Genomic DNA, 19141 nt, shown 5'->3' on the forward strand with positions numbered 1-19141 from the left:
AGTACACTATACTCGTCCTCTTATTTTGTCTGTGAGGTGCTCCTATGGGACCCATTCGATACATCGTCTATCTCTTCCCCATCCTGACCATTGCGGCGCTGCTGGGCTTCTTCCTGTGGTATGCCCAGACCATGCGGGCCCCCCTGGCCCAGCAACTGGCCCCGCTCCCGGAAAAGAGGCCCTTCACCTTTGCAGGCCGGCGGCATCCCCTGGTGAAAAAGGACGCCATCCCCATGGTACTGATCACCATTGCCTATGCCGTCACCGCCTTCTTTAACCTGGGCTCCACCACCGCCCCTCAAAACCCCTGGGACTTCGGCGATGAAAAATCCGCCACCTTCGCATTTTCGGAGGAATACCTGGCCTCCAAGCTGTGGTATTTCTGCGGCCTAGGCACCGGCAAATATCAGGTGGAGATCTCCTCCGACGGGGTAAACTGGCTGTCCCTGTGGCAGCGGAAGGACAATGCCGACGATCCTGACGAGATCACCGGATACTACTGGGCTGACGGCACCGGCTACGGCGCCAGCTATGCCATGACCCAGAACTACAACCAGTTGTTCAAATGGAATGAGATCACCTTTGATAACCCCCAGTATATTCGCTATATCCGGATTACCGGTCAGGCCAACAAGGGCCTGCTGGAGCTGAACGAACTGGCCCTGTTTGACGAAAACGGCAACCGCATTTGGATCAGCGACAGCACCAATCCCCTCTTCGACGAGGCGGATACGGTACCCGAGGCCATCTCCTTTGAGAACTCCGCCTACTTTGATGAGATCTATCATCCCCGCACCGCCTATGAGCATCTGCGGGGTGTGGAACCCTATGAGATTTCCCACCCACCCCTGGGCAAGCTTATTATGAGCGTGGGCATCGCCCTGTTTGGCATGACCCCCTTCGGCTGGCGGTTTATGGGCACCCTCTTCGGGGTAGCAATGATCCCTCTGCTCTATCTGTTTTTGAAAAACCTCTTCGGCCGCACCTCCATTGCCACCTGCGGCACCATTTTGCTGGCAGTGGACTTCATGCACCTGACTCAGACCAGGCTGGCCACCATCGATACCTACGCTTTTTTCTTCATCCTGCTGATGTACTACTTCCTGTACCGGTATCTGACCCTGCCTGACGGTGCCTCCTTCAAGCAGTGCGCCCTGCCCCTCTTCCTGTCGGGGCTGTTCTGGGGCATCGGTGCTGCCTCCAAATGGACGGTAATCTACGGCTGCACCGGACTGGTGGCTCTCTATTTCATCGGTCTGGTGGTCAAACTGCGCCGCTGGCCGGAGGAATCCCGCCAGGAGCGGACAGGCTGGACGGTGAAGATCCTGGTCTTCTCGGTGCTGGTCTTTGCGGTCATTCCCGCCATCATCTATGTTCTGTCCTACCTGCCCTACGCCGCGGCCTCCGGGGACCTGTCCCTGGGAAATCTACTCAGCGAGATGTGGGAGAACCAGAAGTATATGCTCTCCTACCACAACGGCGTCACCTCCTCCCACCCCTACTCCTCCCGGTGGTACGAGTGGCTGGTCAATGCCCGGCCCATCCTGTACTACATGGACAACTCTGTGGCCGGAGTCACTACCCGCTTTGCCGCCTTCCTCAATCCTGTGGTCTGTTGGGGCGGCCTGGCAGCCATGCTGGTGTGCGCCGCCCAGGCCTTCCGTCCCCTGTGGGCCAAGCTGACCTTCTTTGGTCTCTCTGGGCTGGGCGGAGCAGCCTCCGCTGCCTGGGTCACCGGCGTTTTTGACCCGGAGACCGATACCCAGACCCGGCTGCTCTGCCTGGTGCTCATCGTGGCCCTGCTGGCCCTCTATCTGGTCCTGGGCTGGTTTGTCAGCCGCACCTTCCGGCAATCCTCTCCCATTGCATTGTTTATTCTCATCGGCTATCTGGCCCAGCTGGTGCCCTGGTTCTTCATTGGACGTATCACCTTCGCCTACCACTACTTCCCCTCGGTGCTCTTCCTCATCCTGGCTCTGTGCTATGTATTCTATACCCTGTCCAAGAAGGAAGAGATGATCCGTTGGAAACCGGCCATGTACGCCGTCACCGGCGGCGCAGCGGCGCTGTATGTGCTGTTTTACCCAGCGCTGGTGGGCATTACTTATCCCAGCTGGTACGGAACCTGCATCCTGAAGTGGTTCCCCGCCTGGCCATTTTGAGGAGGTTACCATGTTTCTCACCGATTACCATACCCACACCATTCTCTCTCCCGACGGCAGCGTGCCCCTGGCCGATATGGCCGATGCCGCTGTGGCCGCGGGGCTGAATGAGTTGTGCATCACCGACCACTGCGACCTGCTGGAGCTCTACGGAGAGCCGGTAGACCACTATGACTGGCCCCCCGCTCTGGAGCAATACGCCGCCGTGGCTCCCCGTTACGCCGGCAAGCTGACCATCCGCCTGGGCCTGGAGTTCGGTATGGCCCACCTGAATCCGGAAGTCAGCCGCACCATTCTGGACCGGCCGGAGTTGGATTTCGTGCTGGGTTCCATCCATAATCTCTGTCCTGAAAAGGGTGGCACTGATTTCTACTATGTGGACTACCCCGATCCCGCTGCCTGCTACGCCGCCCTGGATAACTACTTCTCTTCCATGGCAAAGCTGGCAGTCACCGATTTCTACGACGTGCTCAGCCACATCATCTACCCCCTGCGCTACATGGATCACCCCATCTCCCTGGACCGCTACCACGATGTGCTGGACGGTATCTTCCGGGCAGCGGCGGAACGGGGCCGCGGCATCGAGATCAACACCTGGCGGGGCCGCACTCTGAAGGAGTGGCTGCCGGTACTCAAGCAGTTCAAGGCCTGCGGCGGCGAGATTGTTACCATCGGCTCTGACGCACACACCACTGACGGGGTGGGCAAGGGCTGTGAGCAGGCCTGCCAGCTGCTGGCGGAGGCGGGCTTCCGCTATCTGGCCACCTACGAGAAGCGCAAACCTGTGTTCCACACACTGTAAGGAGGATGTTATTATGATCGCACTGGGTTCTGACCACGGAGGACTGGCCCTCAAGCGCCACGTCATGGACTATCTGGACCAGCACCAGCTGGCCTACAAGGATTACGGCTGCTACACGTCTGACAGCTGCGACTATCCCGACTTCGGCCGGGCGGCGGCTGAGGCGGTGGCCTCCGGCGAATGTGACCGGGGCATCGTCATCTGCACCACCGGTATCGGCATCTCCATCGCCGCCAACAAGGTGAAGGGCATTCGCTGCGCCCTGTGCAGCGAGCCTCTGTCCGCCGAGATGACCCGCCGGCACAACAATGCCAATATGCTGGCCATGGGCGGCGGTCTCATCGGCAACAACATGGCCGACAAGATCCTGGATGCCTTCCTCAACACTGAGTTTGAGGGTGGCCGCCACCAGCGCCGGGTGGACAAGCTGGAGCCCTGACCATTACCGCCAAAAAAGGCGCGCCTTTTTGCTGCTTATTTAACCTGTTTTCCCTCCAGGAACACGGCCTGGACCTTACCGTTCCAGTCAAAGGGATGGCCCTGGGTGACCACGATATCGGCGTCCTTGCCGGGGGTCAGGGTACCCACCCGATGGCCGATGCCGGCGATCTCAGCCGGATTGCGTGTGATGGCCGCCAGAGCCTCCTCCTCCTCCATGCCACCCCGCACCGCCATGGCCGCGCACAGGGGCAGGTACTGGATGGGGGTCTCCGGGTGGTCGGTACAGATGGCCACCCGTACCCCAGCTTTGGCCAGCAGGGCCGGGTTGGCCAGGGTCTGGCCCAACAGCTCCGGCTTGGAGCGGTCGGTGAGGCAGGGGCCGGTAATCACCGCAGCCCCCTCAGCGGCCAGCAGGTCGGAGATCTTGTAGCCCTCGGTACCGTGGACAATGACGTACTTCAGGCCGAACTCCCGGCTGAGCCGTACCGCCGTGGCGATATCATCCGCACGGTGGGCGTGGAAGTGGGCGGGCACCTCCCCCTTCAGCACCGGCAGCAGAGCCTCCAGCTTGGCGTCATAGTCAGGCATATCGGTATCCGGGTCCTCCGAGGCCTTGTCCTGCTTGTCCTGATATTCCATGGCCTTGGACAGCTCCTCCCGAATCAGGGCGGCTGTGGCCATGCGGGTCACCGGGGTCTCCTTCCGGTCGTTGTATACCGACTTCGGGTTCTCCCCCAGAGCAAATTTCATAGCCGCCGGGGCTTTAACCACCATCTCATCCACCCAACGGCCGTCGGTTTTCAGAGCCAGGAACTGCCCAGCGATGGGGTTGGCAGAACCGGGGCCGGTGAGCACCGTGGTGACGCCCCCCTCCCGGGCCTCCTGAAAGCACCGGTCCAGAGGATTCACCCCGTCGATGGCCCGCAGCTGGGGGGTGCAGGGGTCGGTGGACTCGTTGCCGTCGTCCGCTTCAAACCCCAGGGAGTCTCCAAACAGGCCCAGGTGGCAGTGGGCGTCAATAAAGCCGGGCAGGATGTGCCCTCCCCGGGCATCCATCGCCCCCTCTGCGACGGCGGTCAGCTCCTCCATGGGTCCCACCGCCGTGATCTTTCCATCCTCAAAGGCCACATAACCCCGCTGGATCACCGGCCCATCCATGGGGTGGACCACCCCGTTGACAATCATCATCTTCTTTCCGACCCCTTTCGTCAAATCTTTTGTTTGACATTTTTGGTAATTTATAGTATATTGTATTCACAGCTCACAGGAAGGACAAGTGCGATCCACGTCACCATTCAATCCATTCTTCTGTGTAATATTGGGCGTCTCCTAACGGAGACGCCCGTTTTTTCTGTCTTTGTTCAGGGAACATACTGTTCCATCAGGGTCACATCCCGCTCCAGATAGCCGCCGCTCCGCCACAGGCGGAAGTGGATCACATCGCCCGCTTCCATGCCTTCCTTCAATGCCAGCAGCTCCTCAATGGTGGTGATGCTCTGTCCATTGGCCTCCACGATCACATCGCCGGGAAAAACACCCTGCTTTTTGGCGTCGGAGTCCTGCTGTACACTTTTCACATAGACCCCCAGCGGCAGGTCATATTCCTCCGCCATCTCTTCGGTAACTGTGTAGCAGGTGATACCGATGGAAGGCTCCCCGCTGACGTAGCCCTGGCGGATCAGATCGTCCACCACCGTCTTGACGGTAGTGGTGGGGATGGCAAAGCCCAGACCCTCCACCGTATCGTCATAGGCGGACATCTTCATATTGGTGATCCCCACCACCTGGCCGTATTCATTGATGAGGGCGCCTCCCGAATTGCCCGAGTTGAGGGCGGCGGTGGTCTGGATGAGCACCATACTGTACCCGTCCACATCCACATCCCGGTTGATGGCGGAGATGATGCCGTCGGTCATGGTGCCCCGCAGCTCCTGGCCCAGGGGATTGCCGATGGCAACCACCGTATCCCCCACCTGCAGCTCATCGGAATTGCCGAACACAGCAGGATGCAGGTTCTGCGCGTCGATCTTGAGCACGGCCAGATCGGTGGGCACATCCATCCCCACCAGCAGAGCCTCATAGCTGCTGTCGTCCTGGAGAACCACCTCCACGGAACTGCAGCCCTCGATGACGTGGGTATTGGTAATAATGTAGCCGTCGGCAGACAGCACCACACCGGTGCCGAAGGAGTAGGACGTCCCCGCGTCGCCCCAGATGGACACGATGGACTGGATGTTTTCCTGGTAGATGGTCTGGAGCGTATGGGCCTCTGTCTGAGGCTGGGGCGTCAACGTCAGGGTCACATCGTCCCCCAAGGGGGCCCGCTCCACGGTGGTCTCTCCGGTCTCCTCGTCCTCCCAATCCCAGGTATCGCCCCAGTCATAGGGGGTGTTTTCGGGGGATTTATCACCAGAGTGGAATAAATCCTCCCGGGGGGACAGGGTATCACCCACCCAGCGCAGCACTACCGCCGCGACCAGCAGCAGAGCCAGGGCGCAGCAGAAGAGCACCACAGCCTTCCCCGGCCCTCTCCGGCCCGGACGCCGCCGGCGGTCCTGGTCCTCCGGCGGATAGACCCGGTTCTGGTCGTAATAGTAGCCGTGCATGGCTCCCTCCTGTCCTTATGCCAGGGTCAACGTAAAGTTGAACTCGGTCACACCGTCCTGGCTGGTCACTGTAATGTTTTCCTTGTGGTTGTTCAGAATGGTCTTGACGATATACAGGCCCAGGCCCACGCCTTCCCGGTCCACACTGCGGGATTTGTCGCTCTTGTGGAACCGGTCGAAAATCATGGCCAACTCATCCGGCGGGATGGTCTGCCCGGTGTTGCGTACCGCCACATGGGCCTTTCCGCCTTTGGTGGTGATGGAGATGCCCATGGTACTCCCCTCATTGGAAAACTTGATGGCGTTGTCCAGCAGGTTATAGCACACCTGGGTGATGGCGTCCGGATCGCCCCACACCATTACCGCCCCGTCAGGCAGCTGGGTGTCTACGTCCAGATGCCGGGCGTTGATCTTGGTCTCCAGGCTCACCAGCACCCGCAGCATGATTTCGGAGACATCAAACTGCTCCTGTGCGGTGACATTTTCCGCCGACTGGAGCCGGGACAGGTCCAGCATTCGCCGCACCAGCCGGGACAGCCGCCGGGTCTCGGAGGAGATGGTCTGGAGGGCAGCCCGCTCCCGCTCCGGCGGGATGGTGCCATCCAGAATGCCGTCGGAAAAGCCGGCGATGGTAGTCATGGGGGTCTTTAACTCATGGGAGATGTTGGCCACAAACTCGGACCGCCGCTCCTCACTCTTGGAGATGGAGTCGGCCATGGCATTAAAGGCCTCGGCCAGCTCTCCCACCTCGTCCCGCCGGTCCTCATAGCCCTTGACCCGCAGCTCATACTCGCCGTGGCCAAACTTTCTGGCGATCTCGGCGATCTCCTTCAACGGTTTGGTCTGCTTGAGAGAGGTCACAGAGCTGGTCAGGAAGGCAATGCACAGCACCACCACCGCGGTAAAGAAGAAGATGGTGGTAAACGCCCGCCACAGTTCGGTGAGGCTGGAGGCCTCCGCCGCCACATAGGCCACACCCACCATGGTCTTGACCACCTGGCCGCTGCTGCGGTCCAGTGTCTCCACCACAATGGGCGTACCGGCCACATAGCGCTTTTCAGAGAAGAACCCGCCCAGGGTGCTCATGCCGGTATATCCCCCAGACTGGGTCACCTGCTCCACTACGGTGCGGGGCAGATAGCGTCCGCCCAGGGTGTTGTAGCCCTTAACCGTTACGCCGTCGGTGGATACCACCATCTCGCCATCCGCCTCCGTGATGAGTACCACGGCGTCGGAGATCTGGGCAATGGTGGCGATCATGGTAATGTAGACGTCATCCTCCACACCCAGCCCCAGAGCCCGGGACTTGGACGTGAAGTTGGCCACATAATCGGCGTTGCGCTCCATGGATTCTTTGGTCTGACGGATGGTGTACTGATAGGACAGAGTAAAGAACGCCACACCCAACAGAGCAAAGGACACCAGGATCATACCGGCTGTCAGGATAAACTGCCGCTTATACAGGCTTCTCATGAGGCCGTCACAACCTCGAATTTATATCCTACGCCCCACACGGTCTTGAGGCTCCACTGGCTGCTGACGCCCTCCAGCTTCTCCCGCAGGCGCTTGATGTGTACGTCCACGGTGCGGGAGTCTCCGAAGTAATCGAAGCCCCACACCTCATCCAGCAGCTGGTTGCGGGTAAACACCCGGTTGGGGGAGGCAGCCAGATGGTACAAAAGCTCCAGCTCCTTGGGGGGCGTGTCCACCCGCTTGCCGTCCACCAGCAGCTCATAGGAATCCAGGTTGATGACCAGCTTGTCAAAGGAGAGTTTCTTCTCTCCCCCTCCGTTTTCGTCACCGCCGAACCGGCGCATCACCGCGTGGATGCGGGCCAGCACTTCCTTCATCTCAAAGGGCTTGACAATGTAATCGTCGGCGCCCCCCTCCAGGCCCGCCACCTTGTCCTGGGTCTCGCCCTTGGCGGTGAGCATGATCACGGGGGTCTTGTCATTCTCCCGGATCTTTTTCAGCACCGACCAGCCGTCCATAACGGGCAGCATAATGTCCAGCAGAACCAGGTCAGGCCGGAAGGAGCGGAACAGTTCCACACCCTTGCCGCCGTCGCCGGCCACCGCTGTTTCGAACCCCTCCTTCTCCAGATAGAGATGGAGCAGTTCAGCAATGTTGGAGTCGTCTTCCACGATGAGGACTTTCTTGGCCATAGTACACCGTCCTTTTCAGACTAATCAAATGGTATTCTTCCGGTATGTCCGTTTATACCTGGGCGTCTGTGCCATACTTAACCTTATTATAATGCGTAATGAACAGAGCCGGAAGGCTTGAAAGCCAAATCTTTCAAGGCCAAATAGCTTTGTTCAGGTGCAAGGTTTTTGGACAAAGTTATCCAAAAAACCTTGCACCTTCCATTGGTGCGTCTCAACGCACCAATGGAAATACGCGGCTACAGCCGCGGGAATAAACCGATTTTCGGTTTATTCATCAGACATTATTATACACGTTTCCCCACAGTGGGGGTGAACAATTTGTAAATCGCCTTATCTTGCCCCCACATAGGACCGATCCAGCTGGAGCACCACATAGCAGCCGGGCACCACCTGCTCTGCCGCCTCGGTAATGCGTCTGCGAATCTCCTCATCGCTGAGACGGCAGCGGTGGGGCACCACCACATCAAAAATCAAGTTGGAGTGTCGGGGACCACGGGTCAGGCGGAAGTCGTGGATGCTCATATCTGGGTCGATCTCCCGGACCAGCTCGCTCACCTGCTCCCGCAGACGGGCTACCTCACTGTCTCCGGTGGCAATGGGGTCCATGTGGGCGGTGGTCTCAATGCCGAATTTCTCCTGGATCTCCCGCTCGATGTGATCGATGGCATCGTGGGCCTCCATGATGTCGTCTCCCTCCGGCACCTCGGCGTGGAAGGAGCACATCCGACGGCCCGGTCCGTAGTCATGAATCACCAGATCGTGCATCCCCACCACCTGCTCGTGGGACAGAACCAGCTGCTGGATGGCCTTCACCAGCTCCGGGTCGGGGGCGGTGCCCAGCAGGGGATTCAGGGTATCCTTGGCGGCGCCCCAGCCGGCCCGCAGGATAAAGACTGCCACCACCACGCCGATCCAGCCGTCAATGCTCACATGAGCAAAGTGACCGATGAGGGTGCCCGCCAGCACGGCGGAGGTGGCCACCACATCGGACAGGGAGTCGGTGGCAGTGGCCTGCATGGCCGCCGAGTGGATACGCTTGCCCAGCTTCCGGTTGAAAAGACTCATCCACAGCTTGATCAGGATGGAGCAGACCAGGATGCCCACCGACAGGATGGAAAAGGCCACTTCCTCCGGCTGGATGATCTTCTCAATGGAGGTCTTGCCCAGCTCCACGCCCACCATTAAAATTAGCAGAGACACCAGCAGTCCCGCCAGATACTCAATGCGGCCGTGGCCAAAGGGGTGTCCGTCGTCAGCCTTCTGCCCCGCCAGCTTGAAGCCCACCAGGGTCACCACCGAGGAACCTGCGTCGGACAGGTTGTTGAAGGCGTCGGCAGTGACAGCGATGGAGCCGGTGACCACGCCGGCAAAAAACTTGCCCAGCGACAGCAGCAGGTTGAGGAAAATACCTACTCCGCCGGACAGTACACCGTAGCGCTCCCGCACCGCCGGGTCCTGTACCTGCTGATAATCTCGTACAAAATGCCGGACCAGAAAATCCGTCATATAGGCTCACTCCAAACCAAAAAACAAGATTCTTATTATTATCCCACGGAAGGCCGGTAACGTCAAGTTCCATACCGCTTTCCTGGGAATAGAAAAAGAGCGCTGCGCCAAGCGCCGCGCTCTTTTTTCATTTGTATCTTACTCCAGGTCAGCGGGTAAAAAAGCCTCGTAGGGCAATACGGCGGACAGCTCCACCATCAGATCGGAGAAACCACCCGACCGGTCCCAGTCTGTCCGCGGGGTACGCAGCACCGCGCCCCCCTCCGGCGGCCGGATGGGCAGAGAGACCACCGCCCGGGACCCCCGGTCCTCCCGCTGCTCAAATACGATAGCCCCGCCGTGGAGGGCGGCGATCCGCCGGGCCACCCGCAGGCCAAGGCCCAGGCCGTCGGGCCGGTGGAGCAGCTCCTGCTCTTTCTTCTCCTCCGGCGGCAGCAAACCGGGGCCGTCGTCCCATACGGTAAGCACCGCCCGGTCCTGGCGCACCGCCAGGCGCAGTCCGGTATGCCCCCCTTTTCCGGCCGCCCGAAAGGCATTGGAAATGAGGCCCAGCAGCATCCGCCGCAGCTGGGGGCCATCCCCGGTGGTGATGAGGCTGCCCCGCTCCTCCTCATAAGAGAACTCCAGGCCCGCCTGTCCCGCCAGGGAGGCCACCTGCTCTCCAAGGCCGCGGCACAGCCCGGCAAGGTCCAGACTGGTCCGGGTCACTGTCAATTCGTCCTCCGGCAGCTGGAGATATTCCAGATTGCCCAGCATCCGCATCATGCGGTACATACTCTGGTGGAGGATGGCCAGGTAGGGCTCATATTGGCGCCCTCCCTTCTCCTGTACCACCGGCGTCAGCAGCTGCACCGCCGCCGCCAGATTGTTCATCTGCTCCCGGAACTGCTCCACCAGCAGCAGCCCCAGATCCTCGGAAACAGGCTCCATGGGCCTCCCTCCTCCTCTCAGCTCCCAAAACACGGTAAAGTCAAAGTCAGTATAGCAAATATTTTGTCGAATCTCAAGGAATACGGTCGTATTACATCGAAACCGCCACGTTTACCGATAACCACCATATAAATTTATACAGTTTCCCCAGTAAGTTTTGCATTTTTCCTCTTTTCATTCCCGGCAGATTAGTCTATAATGTAGTCGCGCCAAAGAAAGATGTATTAAGAGGCTATTTAGAACAAAGGAGAGATTCACTATGAGCATTAAAGTGGGTATTAACGGTTTTGGCCGTATCGGCCGTCTGGTGTTCCGCGCCGGCATCAACCGCTCTGACATCGAGTTCGTGGGTATCAACGATCCCTTCATGACCCCCGACTACATGGCTTATATGCTCCGTTACGATACCATGCACGGTCAGTTCGACGGCACCATCGAGTACACCGATGACGCCATCATTGTCAACGGCAAGACCGTGAAGTTCTTTGCCTGCATGGACCCCAAGGACATTCCTTGGGGCGAGGTGGGTGCTGAGTACGTCGTGGAGTCCACCGGCGTGTTCCTGACCCAGGAGAAGGCCCAGGCTCACATTGACGCCGGTGCCAAGAAGGTCGTTATGTCCGCTCCTTCCAAGGACTCCACCCCCATGTTCGTGATGGGCGTCAACCACAACACCTACACTTCCGACATGAAGTTCGTGTCCAACGCTTCCTGCACCACCAACTGCCTGGCTCCCATCGCCAAGGTGCTGCATGACAACTGGGGCATCACCGATGGTCTGATGACCACCGTTCACTCCACCACCGCTACCCAGAAGACCGTCGACGGCCCCTCCAAGAAGGACTGGCGTGGTGGCCGCGCTGCTGCCGGCAACATCATCCCCTCCTCCACCGGCGCCGCCAAGGCCGTGGGCAAGGTTATCCCCGAGCTGAACGGCAAGCTGACTGGTATGTCCATGCGTGTTCCCACCCTGGACGTGTCCGTTGTTGACCTGACTGTCAACCTGGCCAAGCCCGCCAAGTACGACGAGATCTGCGCCGCCATGAAGGCTGCTTCCGAGGGCGAGCTGAAGGGCATCCTGGGCTACACCGAGGACGCCGTTGTCTCCTCTGACTTCCTGGGCGACGCCCGCACCTCCATCTTCGACGCCGGCGCCGGCATCGCTCTGACCGACACCTTCGTGAAGGTCGTGTCCTGGTACGACAACGAGTGGGGTTACTCCAACAAGGTCCTGGACCTCATTGCTCATATGTATTCCGTGGACCACAAGTAAGTTACTTGAATCCAAAAAAGGGACGCTGCATCAGCAGCGTCCCTTTTTTATGTTTGTCTCTCTGATGTTAGGCGGCGTTTACACCAGTTCTTTCAGCAGGGGCTCAAACTGAACCCCTTCCAGAGGCTGGGTACCCACCTCCAGGGTGCAGGCCACGCAGCGCTGTACAAAGTCCACTGCCTGCCGCACCGATCCGGGCAGCTCGTCCCCCCGCATCAGGGCGCCCAGCAGCACGCTGGCAAAAAGGTCACCGGTGCCGGGGAAGTGGGCGGGCTCCTGGTGGGCCATGGCAAAGCCGGTAGTGCCGGTGATGCGGTCAAAATAGCTCGCCCCGATTTGGCCCTCCGTCAGGCTGACACCGGTAAGCACCACCGAACGTTTGCCGTCCAGACTCAGCCGCTCCAACCAGTTCCGGATGCCCGTCTCCTCCGTGGGACGGTTGGCGTAGTCCTCGTCCAGCAGCAGGGCGGCCTCGGTCCAGTTGGGGGTGATGCAGTCGGCCTGGTCAGCCAGCTGACGCATTTTAGCGCACAGGTCTGGGGTACAGGTGCGGTAGGGCTTTCCGTGGTCTCCCATCACCGGGTCCACCAGTACCCGGGTGTGTTCTCCCCGGAACTGCTGATAAAAGCGTTCAATGATGCGGATCTGGTCCGCTGAGCCCAGGAAACCGCTGTAGATGGCGTCAAAGGTCACGCCCAGCTCCGCCCAATGGGCTGTGGTCCCCTCCATCTGGCCGGTCAGGTCCAGAAAGGTGGCTTTATCGCTGGGCGGGAAGGCGGTATGGGCAGAGAGGCTGGCGGTAAGCAGGGGGCAGCACTGGCTGCCCATAGCGGACAGCACCGGCAGCACCACCGTCAATGAGCAGCGGCCAAAGCCCGAAATATCCTGTATGGCAGCAATCCGGGGTGCAATTTCCATGGTATGGTTCCTCCTTTGGGCTGCATATGCCATTTCATTATAATGCCTTCCTGTCCCTGCCGCAACCCCCTGTCGGAATTGACATTTTCCCTCGCGGATGCTAAACTAGTGGACACAACAGGCGGGCATGATGGAATTGGTAGACATGCGAGATTTAGGTTCTCGTGCTTCACGGCGTTGGGGTTCGAGTCCCCATGCCCGCACCACGCTGCCGCGGACGTTGCCACGTTCGCGGCTTTTTATCATATCTTTGGATCTTTCACCCAGGAGGTTACCAAATATGGATACCCTGCATCAACTGATGAATTTTATTTCCCGCAGTCCCAGCCCCTACCACGCCGTGGGCAGCGCCGCCGCCCTGCTGGAGGAGGCCGGCTTCACCCGCCTGGAGGAGTGCGCGTCCTGGACCCTGGAGTGGGGCAAAGGCTATTACACTACCCGCAACCAGAGCAGCCTCATCGCCTTCCGGCTGCCTAAAACCGCTCTCACCGGCTGGCGTATGACCGCCGCCCACAGCGACTCCCCCACCTTTTATATCAAGGGCGACGTGCTGGAGGGGGACAAGCGCTACCTCCGCCTGTCTGCTGAAGGCTACGGCGGCATGAACTGTGCCTCCTGGCTGGACCGGCCCCTCACTGTGGCAGGCCGGGCCATTGTCAAAACCGCCCAGGGCGTAGAGAGCCGTCTGGTCTACCTGGACCGGGACCTGCTCACTATCCCCAGCCTTGCCATCCATCAGCAGCGGGATGTGAACCGGGGCCATGACTACAATGCCCAGAAGGATATGCAGCCCCTGTACGGCCTGGCGGGCAGCCCCTCCCTCACCCAGCTGGTGGCCCAGGAGCTGAACGTGAATCCCGAGGACATTCTCTCCACCGATTTCACCCTCTGCCCCCGGCAGCAGCCGGTGGTGCTGGGCCCCGCCGGGGAGCTGTTCCAGGCCCCCCGCATTGACGATCTGGGCTGCGCCTACGCCACCCTGGAGGGCCTGCTCACCGCCGCTCCTCAGGACAAGCTTGGCCAGGTCTACTGTCTCTTTGACAACGAGGAGGTGGGCAGCGGCACCCGGCAGGGAGCCCTCAGCTCCTTCCTGCCAGATGTGCTCTCCCGCATTGCCCATGTCCTGAAGCTGGACGACCAGCAGGTACGGCAGGCTCTGACCGGCAGTATGCTCCTCAGCGCCGACAACGGCCACGCCGTCCACCCCAACTTCACCGAGAAGGCCGATCCCGCCAACAAGGTCTACCCCAACGGCGGCGTGGTCATCAAGCTGTCCGCCAACCAGAAGTACACCACCACCGGCCTCACCGCCGGTCTGTTCAAAGCCGTCTGCCAGCAGGCCGGAGTGCCGGTGCAGATCTTTGCCAACCGGGCCGACGAGCCCGGCGGCTCCACCCTGGGCAATCTGCTCAGCCAGGCTGTCAGTATCCCCATGGTGGACATCGGCATGGCCCAGCTGGCCATGCACTCTGCCGTGGAGACCGCCGGCAGTCAGGACCCGGCCTATATGGCCAAAGCCTGCGCCGCCTTCTTCCAGGCCGGCTTTGCGCCCATCGCCGACGGCATCTATCAATTTGCATAATACCAAATCATCTGCGGTTACTTCGGAAACCGCAGATGATTTTTTATTCAGCCTTTCCCCCAGGGATTGAGAAAGCAAATATGCCGTGTTATAATATAGCATAATAGCACAAATAATTTCTCTAATTCCACCGATATCCGTATTTTTTAACCAATTTCAGGGAGGTGTCGTCCCTATGGCAGGCGTTCGGCTGGAGCACGTGTCCCGGGAATATATCATGGGCAAAACGGTGATCAAAGCGGTGGACGACATCAGCTTTACCATCCCCGAGGGCAAATACACCATTATTCTGGGGGCCAGCGGCGCCGGTAAATCCACGGTCCTCAACATTTTGGGCGGCATGGACTCCCCCACCGGCGGCAAGGTCTTTGTCAACGAGAAAGAGATCTCCGGGTTCAACAAGAAGCAGCTCACCCAGTACCGCCGGGAGAGCATCGGCTTTGTGTTCCAGTTCTACAACCTGATGCCCAACCTGACCGTGGAAGAAAATGTGGAACTGGCCAGCCAGATCTGCCCCAACCCTCTGGACACTCGGGAGGTACTGCGTATGGTGGGTCTGGACGAGCGGCGGCGGAATTTCCCCGCCCAGTGCTCCGGCGGCGAGCAGCAGCGGGGCGCCATCGCCCGTGCCCTGGCCAAAAATCCCGATGTGCTGCTGTGCGACGAGCCCACCGGCGCCCTGGATTATGTGACAGGCAAATCCATCCTGGCCCTGCTGTACGACCTGTGCAAGCAGAGCAAAAAGACGGTGGTAGTGGTCACCCACAACGGCGCTCTGGCTCCTACCGCCGACGTACTGATCCGCATGAAGAGCGGCAAGATCGAATCCTTTGAAGAGAATCCCAACCCGGTGCCCGTACAGGAACTGGAGTGGTAGCATGATCTGGAAAAACTTTTTCCGCGACCTGCGGCGCACCGCCTCCCGGCTGATCTCGGTGAGCATCATCACCATGATCGCCGTGGTGGTGTATACCGGCCTCAGCGGCATCATTTACAATGTAGACCGGCTGATGGGCGACTACTACGACACCCAAAATGTGGCCGATTACTGGATCTCCGGTGCCGGCCTGGATCAGGGGGACTGCCGGGATCTGTCGTCCATTACGGGCATTACCGGTGTGCAGCCCCGGGTGGTGCTGGATGCCGAGGACCGCTATGACAGCGATCTGACCCTCACCCTCTACGGTGTAGCCGATTTTTCCATCAATACTCCTTATATTGTGGAAGGCTCCCTGCCCCAAAACAGCCGGGAAATCTTCCTCAGCGACCAGTACGCCGCCGCCCACGGTCTGGAGGTGGGGGACTGGTACGAGATCACCCTCACCGGCCTGGGGATCCACCTGCGGCTCCAGATCTGCGGTGTGGGAAAGGACCCGGAGTGCCTCTACAACATCAACGCCACCAATCCCTCCCCCGACTTGTCCCGTTTCGCCTTCGCCTATGTGGACGAAGAGGTCCTCAGCGGGGTGATGGGAGCCAATCAATATACCCAGATCTGTATCACCACCGCCGATGACATTCCCGCCTCTGCCATCCGGGAAGCCATCGATGATGCGCTAGGCAACAAAGTGGTCAACATCCTGGCGCTGAAGGACAACCAGCCCGCCTACTCCCTGATGGAAGGTAAAGACAACCTGGTACCCATCCTCACCTTCTTCCCCACCCTGTTTTTCCTGTGCGCGGTGCTGATGATGGTGAGTACCATGAACCGGCTCATTGAAAATGCCCGTATGGACATTGGTACCTTCAAGGCGCTGGGCTATGATGACCGCACGATCATGCTCTACTACCTGCTCCACGCCCTATTGGTGGTCATCGTGGGCTTTCCCATTGGCGCGTTGCTGGGCAAATACATCTCCCAGCTTATCGTGTGGACCATTGCCACCGGCTGCGACCTGCCCCCCTACACCATTGTCCACGATTTCTCCGCCTGGGGCCAGGCGGCAGGTCTTACCGCCCTGTGCTGCCTGGGCAGCGCCTGGCTGGTGGCCCGCTCCCTGTTAAAGGAGAGTCCCGCCCAGTGTATGCGCCCCAAGCCCCCCAAAAACGCCAAGACCGTTCTGTTGGAACGGGTGGGTCCTCTGTGGCGGCGGCTGGGCTTTAACAGCAAGTACATCATCCGCAACACCTTCCGCAACAAGGTGCGGATGCTCACCTGTGTGGTGGGTATCGCCTTCTGTATGGCCCTGGTGTTCATGGCCTTTGCCATCAAGGACTCTATGGATGCCTACTCCGATGCCCTGGCCAAAAACCAAAACAAGTATGACGTAATGGCCAGTCTGAACAGCTCGGTCACCGAGGCCCAGTACAGCCGGTTGACCAACGTCCCCGGCGTTACCGGGGCAGAACTGGAGATGACCACCGCCTGTTGGATGTATACCGATGATCAGCGGACCACCTCCACTTTGACGGTGACCGAGGATACCGTCTCCCTTCACCTGTATGATCCCTACGCCACCGGCTCCCTCACCCTGCCGGAGGACGGTGTAGTGCTGGAAAAGCTGCTGGCCGATGATCTGGGGGTAGAGGAGGGCGATATCATTACCCTTCGTTTTACCGGTGACAACCATTACTATACGTTAAGGATAGCAGAGGTCAACCGCTGTGTCAGCGGCGCCTATATCAGCCGCAGTCTGTGGCGGGAGCTGGGCAAGTCCTACACCCCCACCACCGCCTATCTCACCACCCAGGATGCCGCCGCACTGGAAACAGAACTGGACCGGTACGACTTTGTGGACGGCTGGCAGAGCCGGGAGGCGGTGACGGCCGCCGCAGTGGAGAAGATGACCAACACCTCCATGGTGGTGTACATCCTCATTCTCTTTGGCGGCGGGCTGGCCTGCATTGTCATCTATAACCTGGGCATCATGAGCTTCTATGAACAGATCCGCAGCCTGGCCACCCTGATGGTCCTGGGCTTTTACGAAAAAGAGATCAAGAAATTGCAGCTGAGCGAAAACCTGATTTTTGCCGGAGCCGGTATCCTGTGCGGCATTCCTCTGGGCATTGCCCTGGATCGGTTCCTGATCCTCTCCATCACCGCCATGCCTCTGGAGGTGATCATCACCCCCATGGCCATTGGCCTGTCATGCGCGGTCACCATGATCTTCGCCCTGGGCGTCAATGTGATCATCGGGCGAAAAATGCGGGAGATCGATATGCTGGGCGCACTGAAAAGCGTGGAATAGCACACGGGGGTGTTTCTTATGAAAGTTGTGTATTGGCGGCGGGGCACGGCTCTTCTGTCTGTGCTGGGCCTGCTTCTGCTAAGCGGCTGCTCCGGCTCCGGCCAGGACGAGTATCGCACCGTCCAGCCTGATACCGGCCCGGTGGAGTACCGGGTGGAGGATACCGGCACTGTGACCTATGCCGACAACTATACCATTGTCCCCACTGTCAGCGGCACCGTGACGGAGTGTACCTTTCAGGAGGGGGACACCGTAACGGCAGGTCAGACCCTGTACACCATTGACTCCGATGCCCTGGAGGATCAGATCGTCCAGGCCCAGCTGTCGGTGGACAGCGCCCAGGTGGCCCTGGAGCAAACGGTGGCCTCTCTGGGGCAGGCCAAGGTTAGTCTGTCCCAGGCCCAGGCCGCCTGCGCTGACCTGACGGTGGTCTCTCACGCCTCCGGCTCGGTGACAGCGGTCAACGTCCATGTGGGGGATTTCATCTCCTCCGGCACGCCGGTGGCCCAGGTGGTGGACAGCGTGAATCTGAAACTCACCGTCCCCTTCGCCCTGGAGGACGCCAAGGCCCTGACACCGGGTGCTGCTGCTGTCATCTCCTTCCCCGGCAAGGCGGACACCCTCACCGGCACGGTGGTGCGGGTCTATGATACGCCGGTGGCCCTCAGCGGCAGCCGCACCGGCGTCAACGTGGAATTCTCCTTCCGCAATCCCGGCACCCTGGCCAGCGGCTCCACCGCCATGGCGTCGGTAAACGGGGTGATGTGCATGGAGGCGGGTACCATCTCCTACACCACCGAACAGTCCATCTATGCCGGTCAGTCAGGTCAGGTGCTCACTCTCTCCATTCAGGAGGGCGAGACAGTCACCGCCGGGCAGACGGTGCTCACCCTGAAAAATGACAGCCTGACCAACGCCGTGGACAACGCCCAGCTCCAGGTAGACAACGCCCAGCTCCAGGTGGACGCCGCCCAGGTTCAAGTGGACTCGGCTCAGGCCAGCCTGGACCAACTTACCGATCAGCGGGAGGACTACACCATCACCGCTCCGGCGGACGGGGTCATCCTCTCCCGCACTTCCAAGGAAGGGGATCTGGCCTCCGCCGGCAGCCCCATGGCGGTGCTGGCCCAGCCTGAAGCCCTGTGCGTCCACGCCAGTATTGACGAACAGTACATCGACCGGGTGGGTACCGGCCAGAGCGTATCCATCACCTTCACCACCGACACCGGGGAGCAGCGCACCTACACCGGCTCAGTGCGGCGGGTGGAGGACACCGGCGTCACCTCCGGCGGCGTCACCGACTACACCGTGGAGATCGCCCTGGACAACACCGACGGTCTGCGGGACGGCATGAATGTGTCGGTGTCCATCCTCACGGAGGGGAAAGAGAACTGTCTCCGTGTGCCTGCGAAAGCGGTGGATGGAGATACCGTCCAGGTCCTGCGAAACGGCAAGGCCGAGACGGTCACTGTGGAGACCAGCCTCTGGGGCAGCGAATATGTGGAGATCCTGTCCGGAATTACGGAGGAGGACGAAGTGATCCTGCCTTAAATCCATACAATAAA

The 19141-nt window shown here is 59.9% G+C and carries 15 protein-coding genes and 1 tRNA gene; 9 read left to right on the top strand and 7 right to left on the bottom strand.

The features are described from left to right. Window positions 1-44: 44 nt before the first annotated feature. Genes B5G40_RS03240 through rpiB form a run of 3 tightly spaced genes read left to right on the top strand, consistent with a single transcriptional unit; the run spans window position 45 to window position 3403 of the window. On the top strand, window positions 45-2162 hold the full coding sequence (locus B5G40_RS03240; protein WP_087398751.1) for a glycosyltransferase family 39 protein: 2118 nt from the start codon (window positions 45-47) through the stop codon (window positions 2160-2162). A gap of 10 nt (window positions 2163-2172) precedes the next feature. Continuing rightward, complete coding sequence (locus B5G40_RS03245) at window positions 2173-2964, top strand: histidinol-phosphatase HisJ family protein (RefSeq protein WP_087398752.1); 792 nt, start codon at window positions 2173-2175, stop codon at window positions 2962-2964. Window positions 2965-2977: 13 nt separating this feature from the next. Continuing rightward, entirely contained in the window at window positions 2978-3403 is a 426-nt protein-coding gene (gene rpiB, locus B5G40_RS03250) for a ribose 5-phosphate isomerase B (protein WP_087188855.1), read from the top strand. Between the two features lie 35 nt (window positions 3404-3438). Here the strand turns inward: rpiB and B5G40_RS03255 are convergent, their stop codons facing one another. The 6 genes from B5G40_RS03255 to B5G40_RS03280 form a co-directional block, all read right to left on the bottom strand. Then, window positions 3439-4593, bottom strand: coding sequence for an amidohydrolase (locus B5G40_RS03255; RefSeq protein ID WP_087398753.1), 1155 nt, complete (start codon window positions 4591-4593; stop codon window positions 3439-3441). A 173-nt stretch (window positions 4594-4766) separates the two neighbouring features. Continuing rightward, the gene (locus tag B5G40_RS03260) at window positions 4767-6011 is read right to left on the bottom strand and encodes a S1C family serine protease (RefSeq protein ID WP_087398754.1); all 1245 of its coding nucleotides are present in this window, start codon (window positions 6009-6011) and stop codon (window positions 4767-4769) included. Window positions 6012-6026: 15 nt separating this feature from the next. Then, window positions 6027-7484: a sensor histidine kinase gene (locus tag B5G40_RS03265; RefSeq protein ID WP_087188852.1), complete on the bottom strand. Its 1458-nt coding sequence runs from the start codon at window positions 7482-7484 to the stop codon at window positions 6027-6029. After that, the gene (locus B5G40_RS03270) at window positions 7481-8176 is read right to left on the bottom strand and encodes a response regulator transcription factor (protein ID WP_087188851.1); all 696 of its coding nucleotides are present in this window, start codon (window positions 8174-8176) and stop codon (window positions 7481-7483) included. The genes B5G40_RS03265 and B5G40_RS03270 overlap by 4 nt, the downstream gene beginning before the upstream one ends. 333 nt (window positions 8177-8509) lie before the next feature. Beyond that, a complete protein-coding gene (locus B5G40_RS03275) occupies window positions 8510-9685 on the bottom strand; it encodes a cation diffusion facilitator family transporter (RefSeq protein WP_087188850.1) in 1176 nt (391 codons plus the stop codon). Window positions 9686-9823: 138 nt separating this feature from the next. Then, window positions 9824-10615, bottom strand: coding sequence for a sensor histidine kinase (locus B5G40_RS03280; protein WP_087328568.1), 792 nt, complete (start codon window positions 10613-10615; stop codon window positions 9824-9826). A 259-nt stretch (window positions 10616-10874) separates the two neighbouring features. Here B5G40_RS03280 and gap point away from each other — a divergent pair, with 259 nt between their 5' ends. After that, entirely contained in the window at window positions 10875-11888 is a 1014-nt protein-coding gene (gene gap, locus B5G40_RS03285; RefSeq protein WP_087328567.1) for a type I glyceraldehyde-3-phosphate dehydrogenase, read from the top strand. Window positions 11889-11966: 78 nt separating this feature from the next. On the opposite strand, the gene B5G40_RS03290 is transcribed toward gap, so the two are convergent. Further along, window positions 11967-12806 (bottom strand): pyridoxamine kinase, encoded by an 840-nt coding sequence (locus tag B5G40_RS03290; RefSeq protein WP_087328565.1) that lies wholly within the window; start codon window positions 12804-12806, stop codon window positions 11967-11969. A 121-nt stretch (window positions 12807-12927) separates the two neighbouring features. Here B5G40_RS03290 and B5G40_RS03295 point away from each other — a divergent pair. From B5G40_RS03295 to B5G40_RS03315, 5 genes are all read left to right on the top strand, one after another. Then, window positions 12928-13012, top strand: a tRNA-Leu gene (locus B5G40_RS03295). A gap of 74 nt (window positions 13013-13086) precedes the next feature. Continuing rightward, window positions 13087-14388 carry a M18 family aminopeptidase gene (locus B5G40_RS03300; RefSeq protein WP_087398755.1) on the top strand — a complete coding sequence of 434 codons (1302 nt, stop codon included), beginning with the start codon at window positions 13087-13089 and terminating at the stop codon, window positions 14386-14388. Between the two features lie 175 nt (window positions 14389-14563). After that, window positions 14564-15265, top strand: a complete 702-nt coding sequence (locus B5G40_RS03305) for an ABC transporter ATP-binding protein (protein ID WP_087188845.1) — start codon at window positions 14564-14566, stop codon at window positions 15263-15265. 1 nt (window position 15266) lies between these two features. Then, complete coding sequence (locus B5G40_RS03310) at window positions 15267-17576, top strand: ABC transporter permease (RefSeq protein WP_087398756.1); 2310 nt, start codon at window positions 15267-15269, stop codon at window positions 17574-17576. Between the two features lie 18 nt (window positions 17577-17594). Further along, window positions 17595-19127, top strand: coding sequence for an efflux RND transporter periplasmic adaptor subunit (locus B5G40_RS03315; RefSeq protein ID WP_087398757.1), 1533 nt, complete (start codon window positions 17595-17597; stop codon window positions 19125-19127). The last annotated feature ends 14 nt before the right edge of the window (window positions 19128-19141 follow it).

It is taken from the genome of Flavonifractor sp. An9, assembly GCF_002161245.1.
Classification (GTDB): domain Bacteria; phylum Bacillota; class Clostridia; order Oscillospirales; family Oscillospiraceae; genus Flavonifractor; species Flavonifractor avicola.

Excerpts from the sequence above, each read along its gene's own strand:
- B5G40_RS03240 (WP_087398751.1), top strand. The coding sequence starts at position 45 with ATGGGACCCATTCGATACATCGTCTATCTCTTCCCCATCCTGACCATT.
- B5G40_RS03290 (WP_087328565.1), bottom strand. The coding sequence starts at position 12,806 with ATGGAAATTGCACCCCGGATTGCTGCCATACAGGATATTTCGGGCTTT.
- B5G40_RS03310 (WP_087398756.1), top strand. The coding sequence starts at position 15,267 with ATGATCTGGAAAAACTTTTTCCGCGACCTGCGGCGCACCGCCTCCCGG.
- B5G40_RS03300 (WP_087398755.1), top strand. The coding sequence starts at position 13,087 with ATGGATACCCTGCATCAACTGATGAATTTTATTTCCCGCAGTCCCAGC.
- B5G40_RS03275 (WP_087188850.1), bottom strand. The coding sequence starts at position 9,685 with ATGACGGATTTTCTGGTCCGGCATTTTGTACGAGATTATCAGCAGGTA.
- B5G40_RS03270 (WP_087188851.1), bottom strand. The coding sequence starts at position 8,176 with ATGGCCAAGAAAGTCCTCATCGTGGAAGACGACTCCAACATTGCTGAA.
- B5G40_RS03255 (WP_087398753.1), bottom strand. The coding sequence starts at position 4,593 with ATGATGATTGTCAACGGGGTGGTCCACCCCATGGATGGGCCGGTGATC.
- B5G40_RS03260 (WP_087398754.1), bottom strand. The coding sequence starts at position 6,011 with ATGCACGGCTACTATTACGACCAGAACCGGGTCTATCCGCCGGAGGAC.
- B5G40_RS03315 (WP_087398757.1), top strand. The coding sequence starts at position 17,595 with ATGAAAGTTGTGTATTGGCGGCGGGGCACGGCTCTTCTGTCTGTGCTG.
- B5G40_RS03280 (WP_087328568.1), bottom strand. The coding sequence starts at position 10,615 with ATGGAGCCTGTTTCCGAGGATCTGGGGCTGCTGCTGGTGGAGCAGTTC.
- B5G40_RS03245 (WP_087398752.1), top strand. The coding sequence starts at position 2,173 with ATGTTTCTCACCGATTACCATACCCACACCATTCTCTCTCCCGACGGC.
- B5G40_RS03305 (WP_087188845.1), top strand. The coding sequence starts at position 14,564 with ATGGCAGGCGTTCGGCTGGAGCACGTGTCCCGGGAATATATCATGGGC.
- gap (WP_087328567.1), top strand. The coding sequence starts at position 10,875 with ATGAGCATTAAAGTGGGTATTAACGGTTTTGGCCGTATCGGCCGTCTG.
- rpiB (WP_087188855.1), top strand. The coding sequence starts at position 2,978 with ATGATCGCACTGGGTTCTGACCACGGAGGACTGGCCCTCAAGCGCCAC.
- B5G40_RS03265 (WP_087188852.1), bottom strand. The coding sequence starts at position 7,484 with ATGAGAAGCCTGTATAAGCGGCAGTTTATCCTGACAGCCGGTATGATC.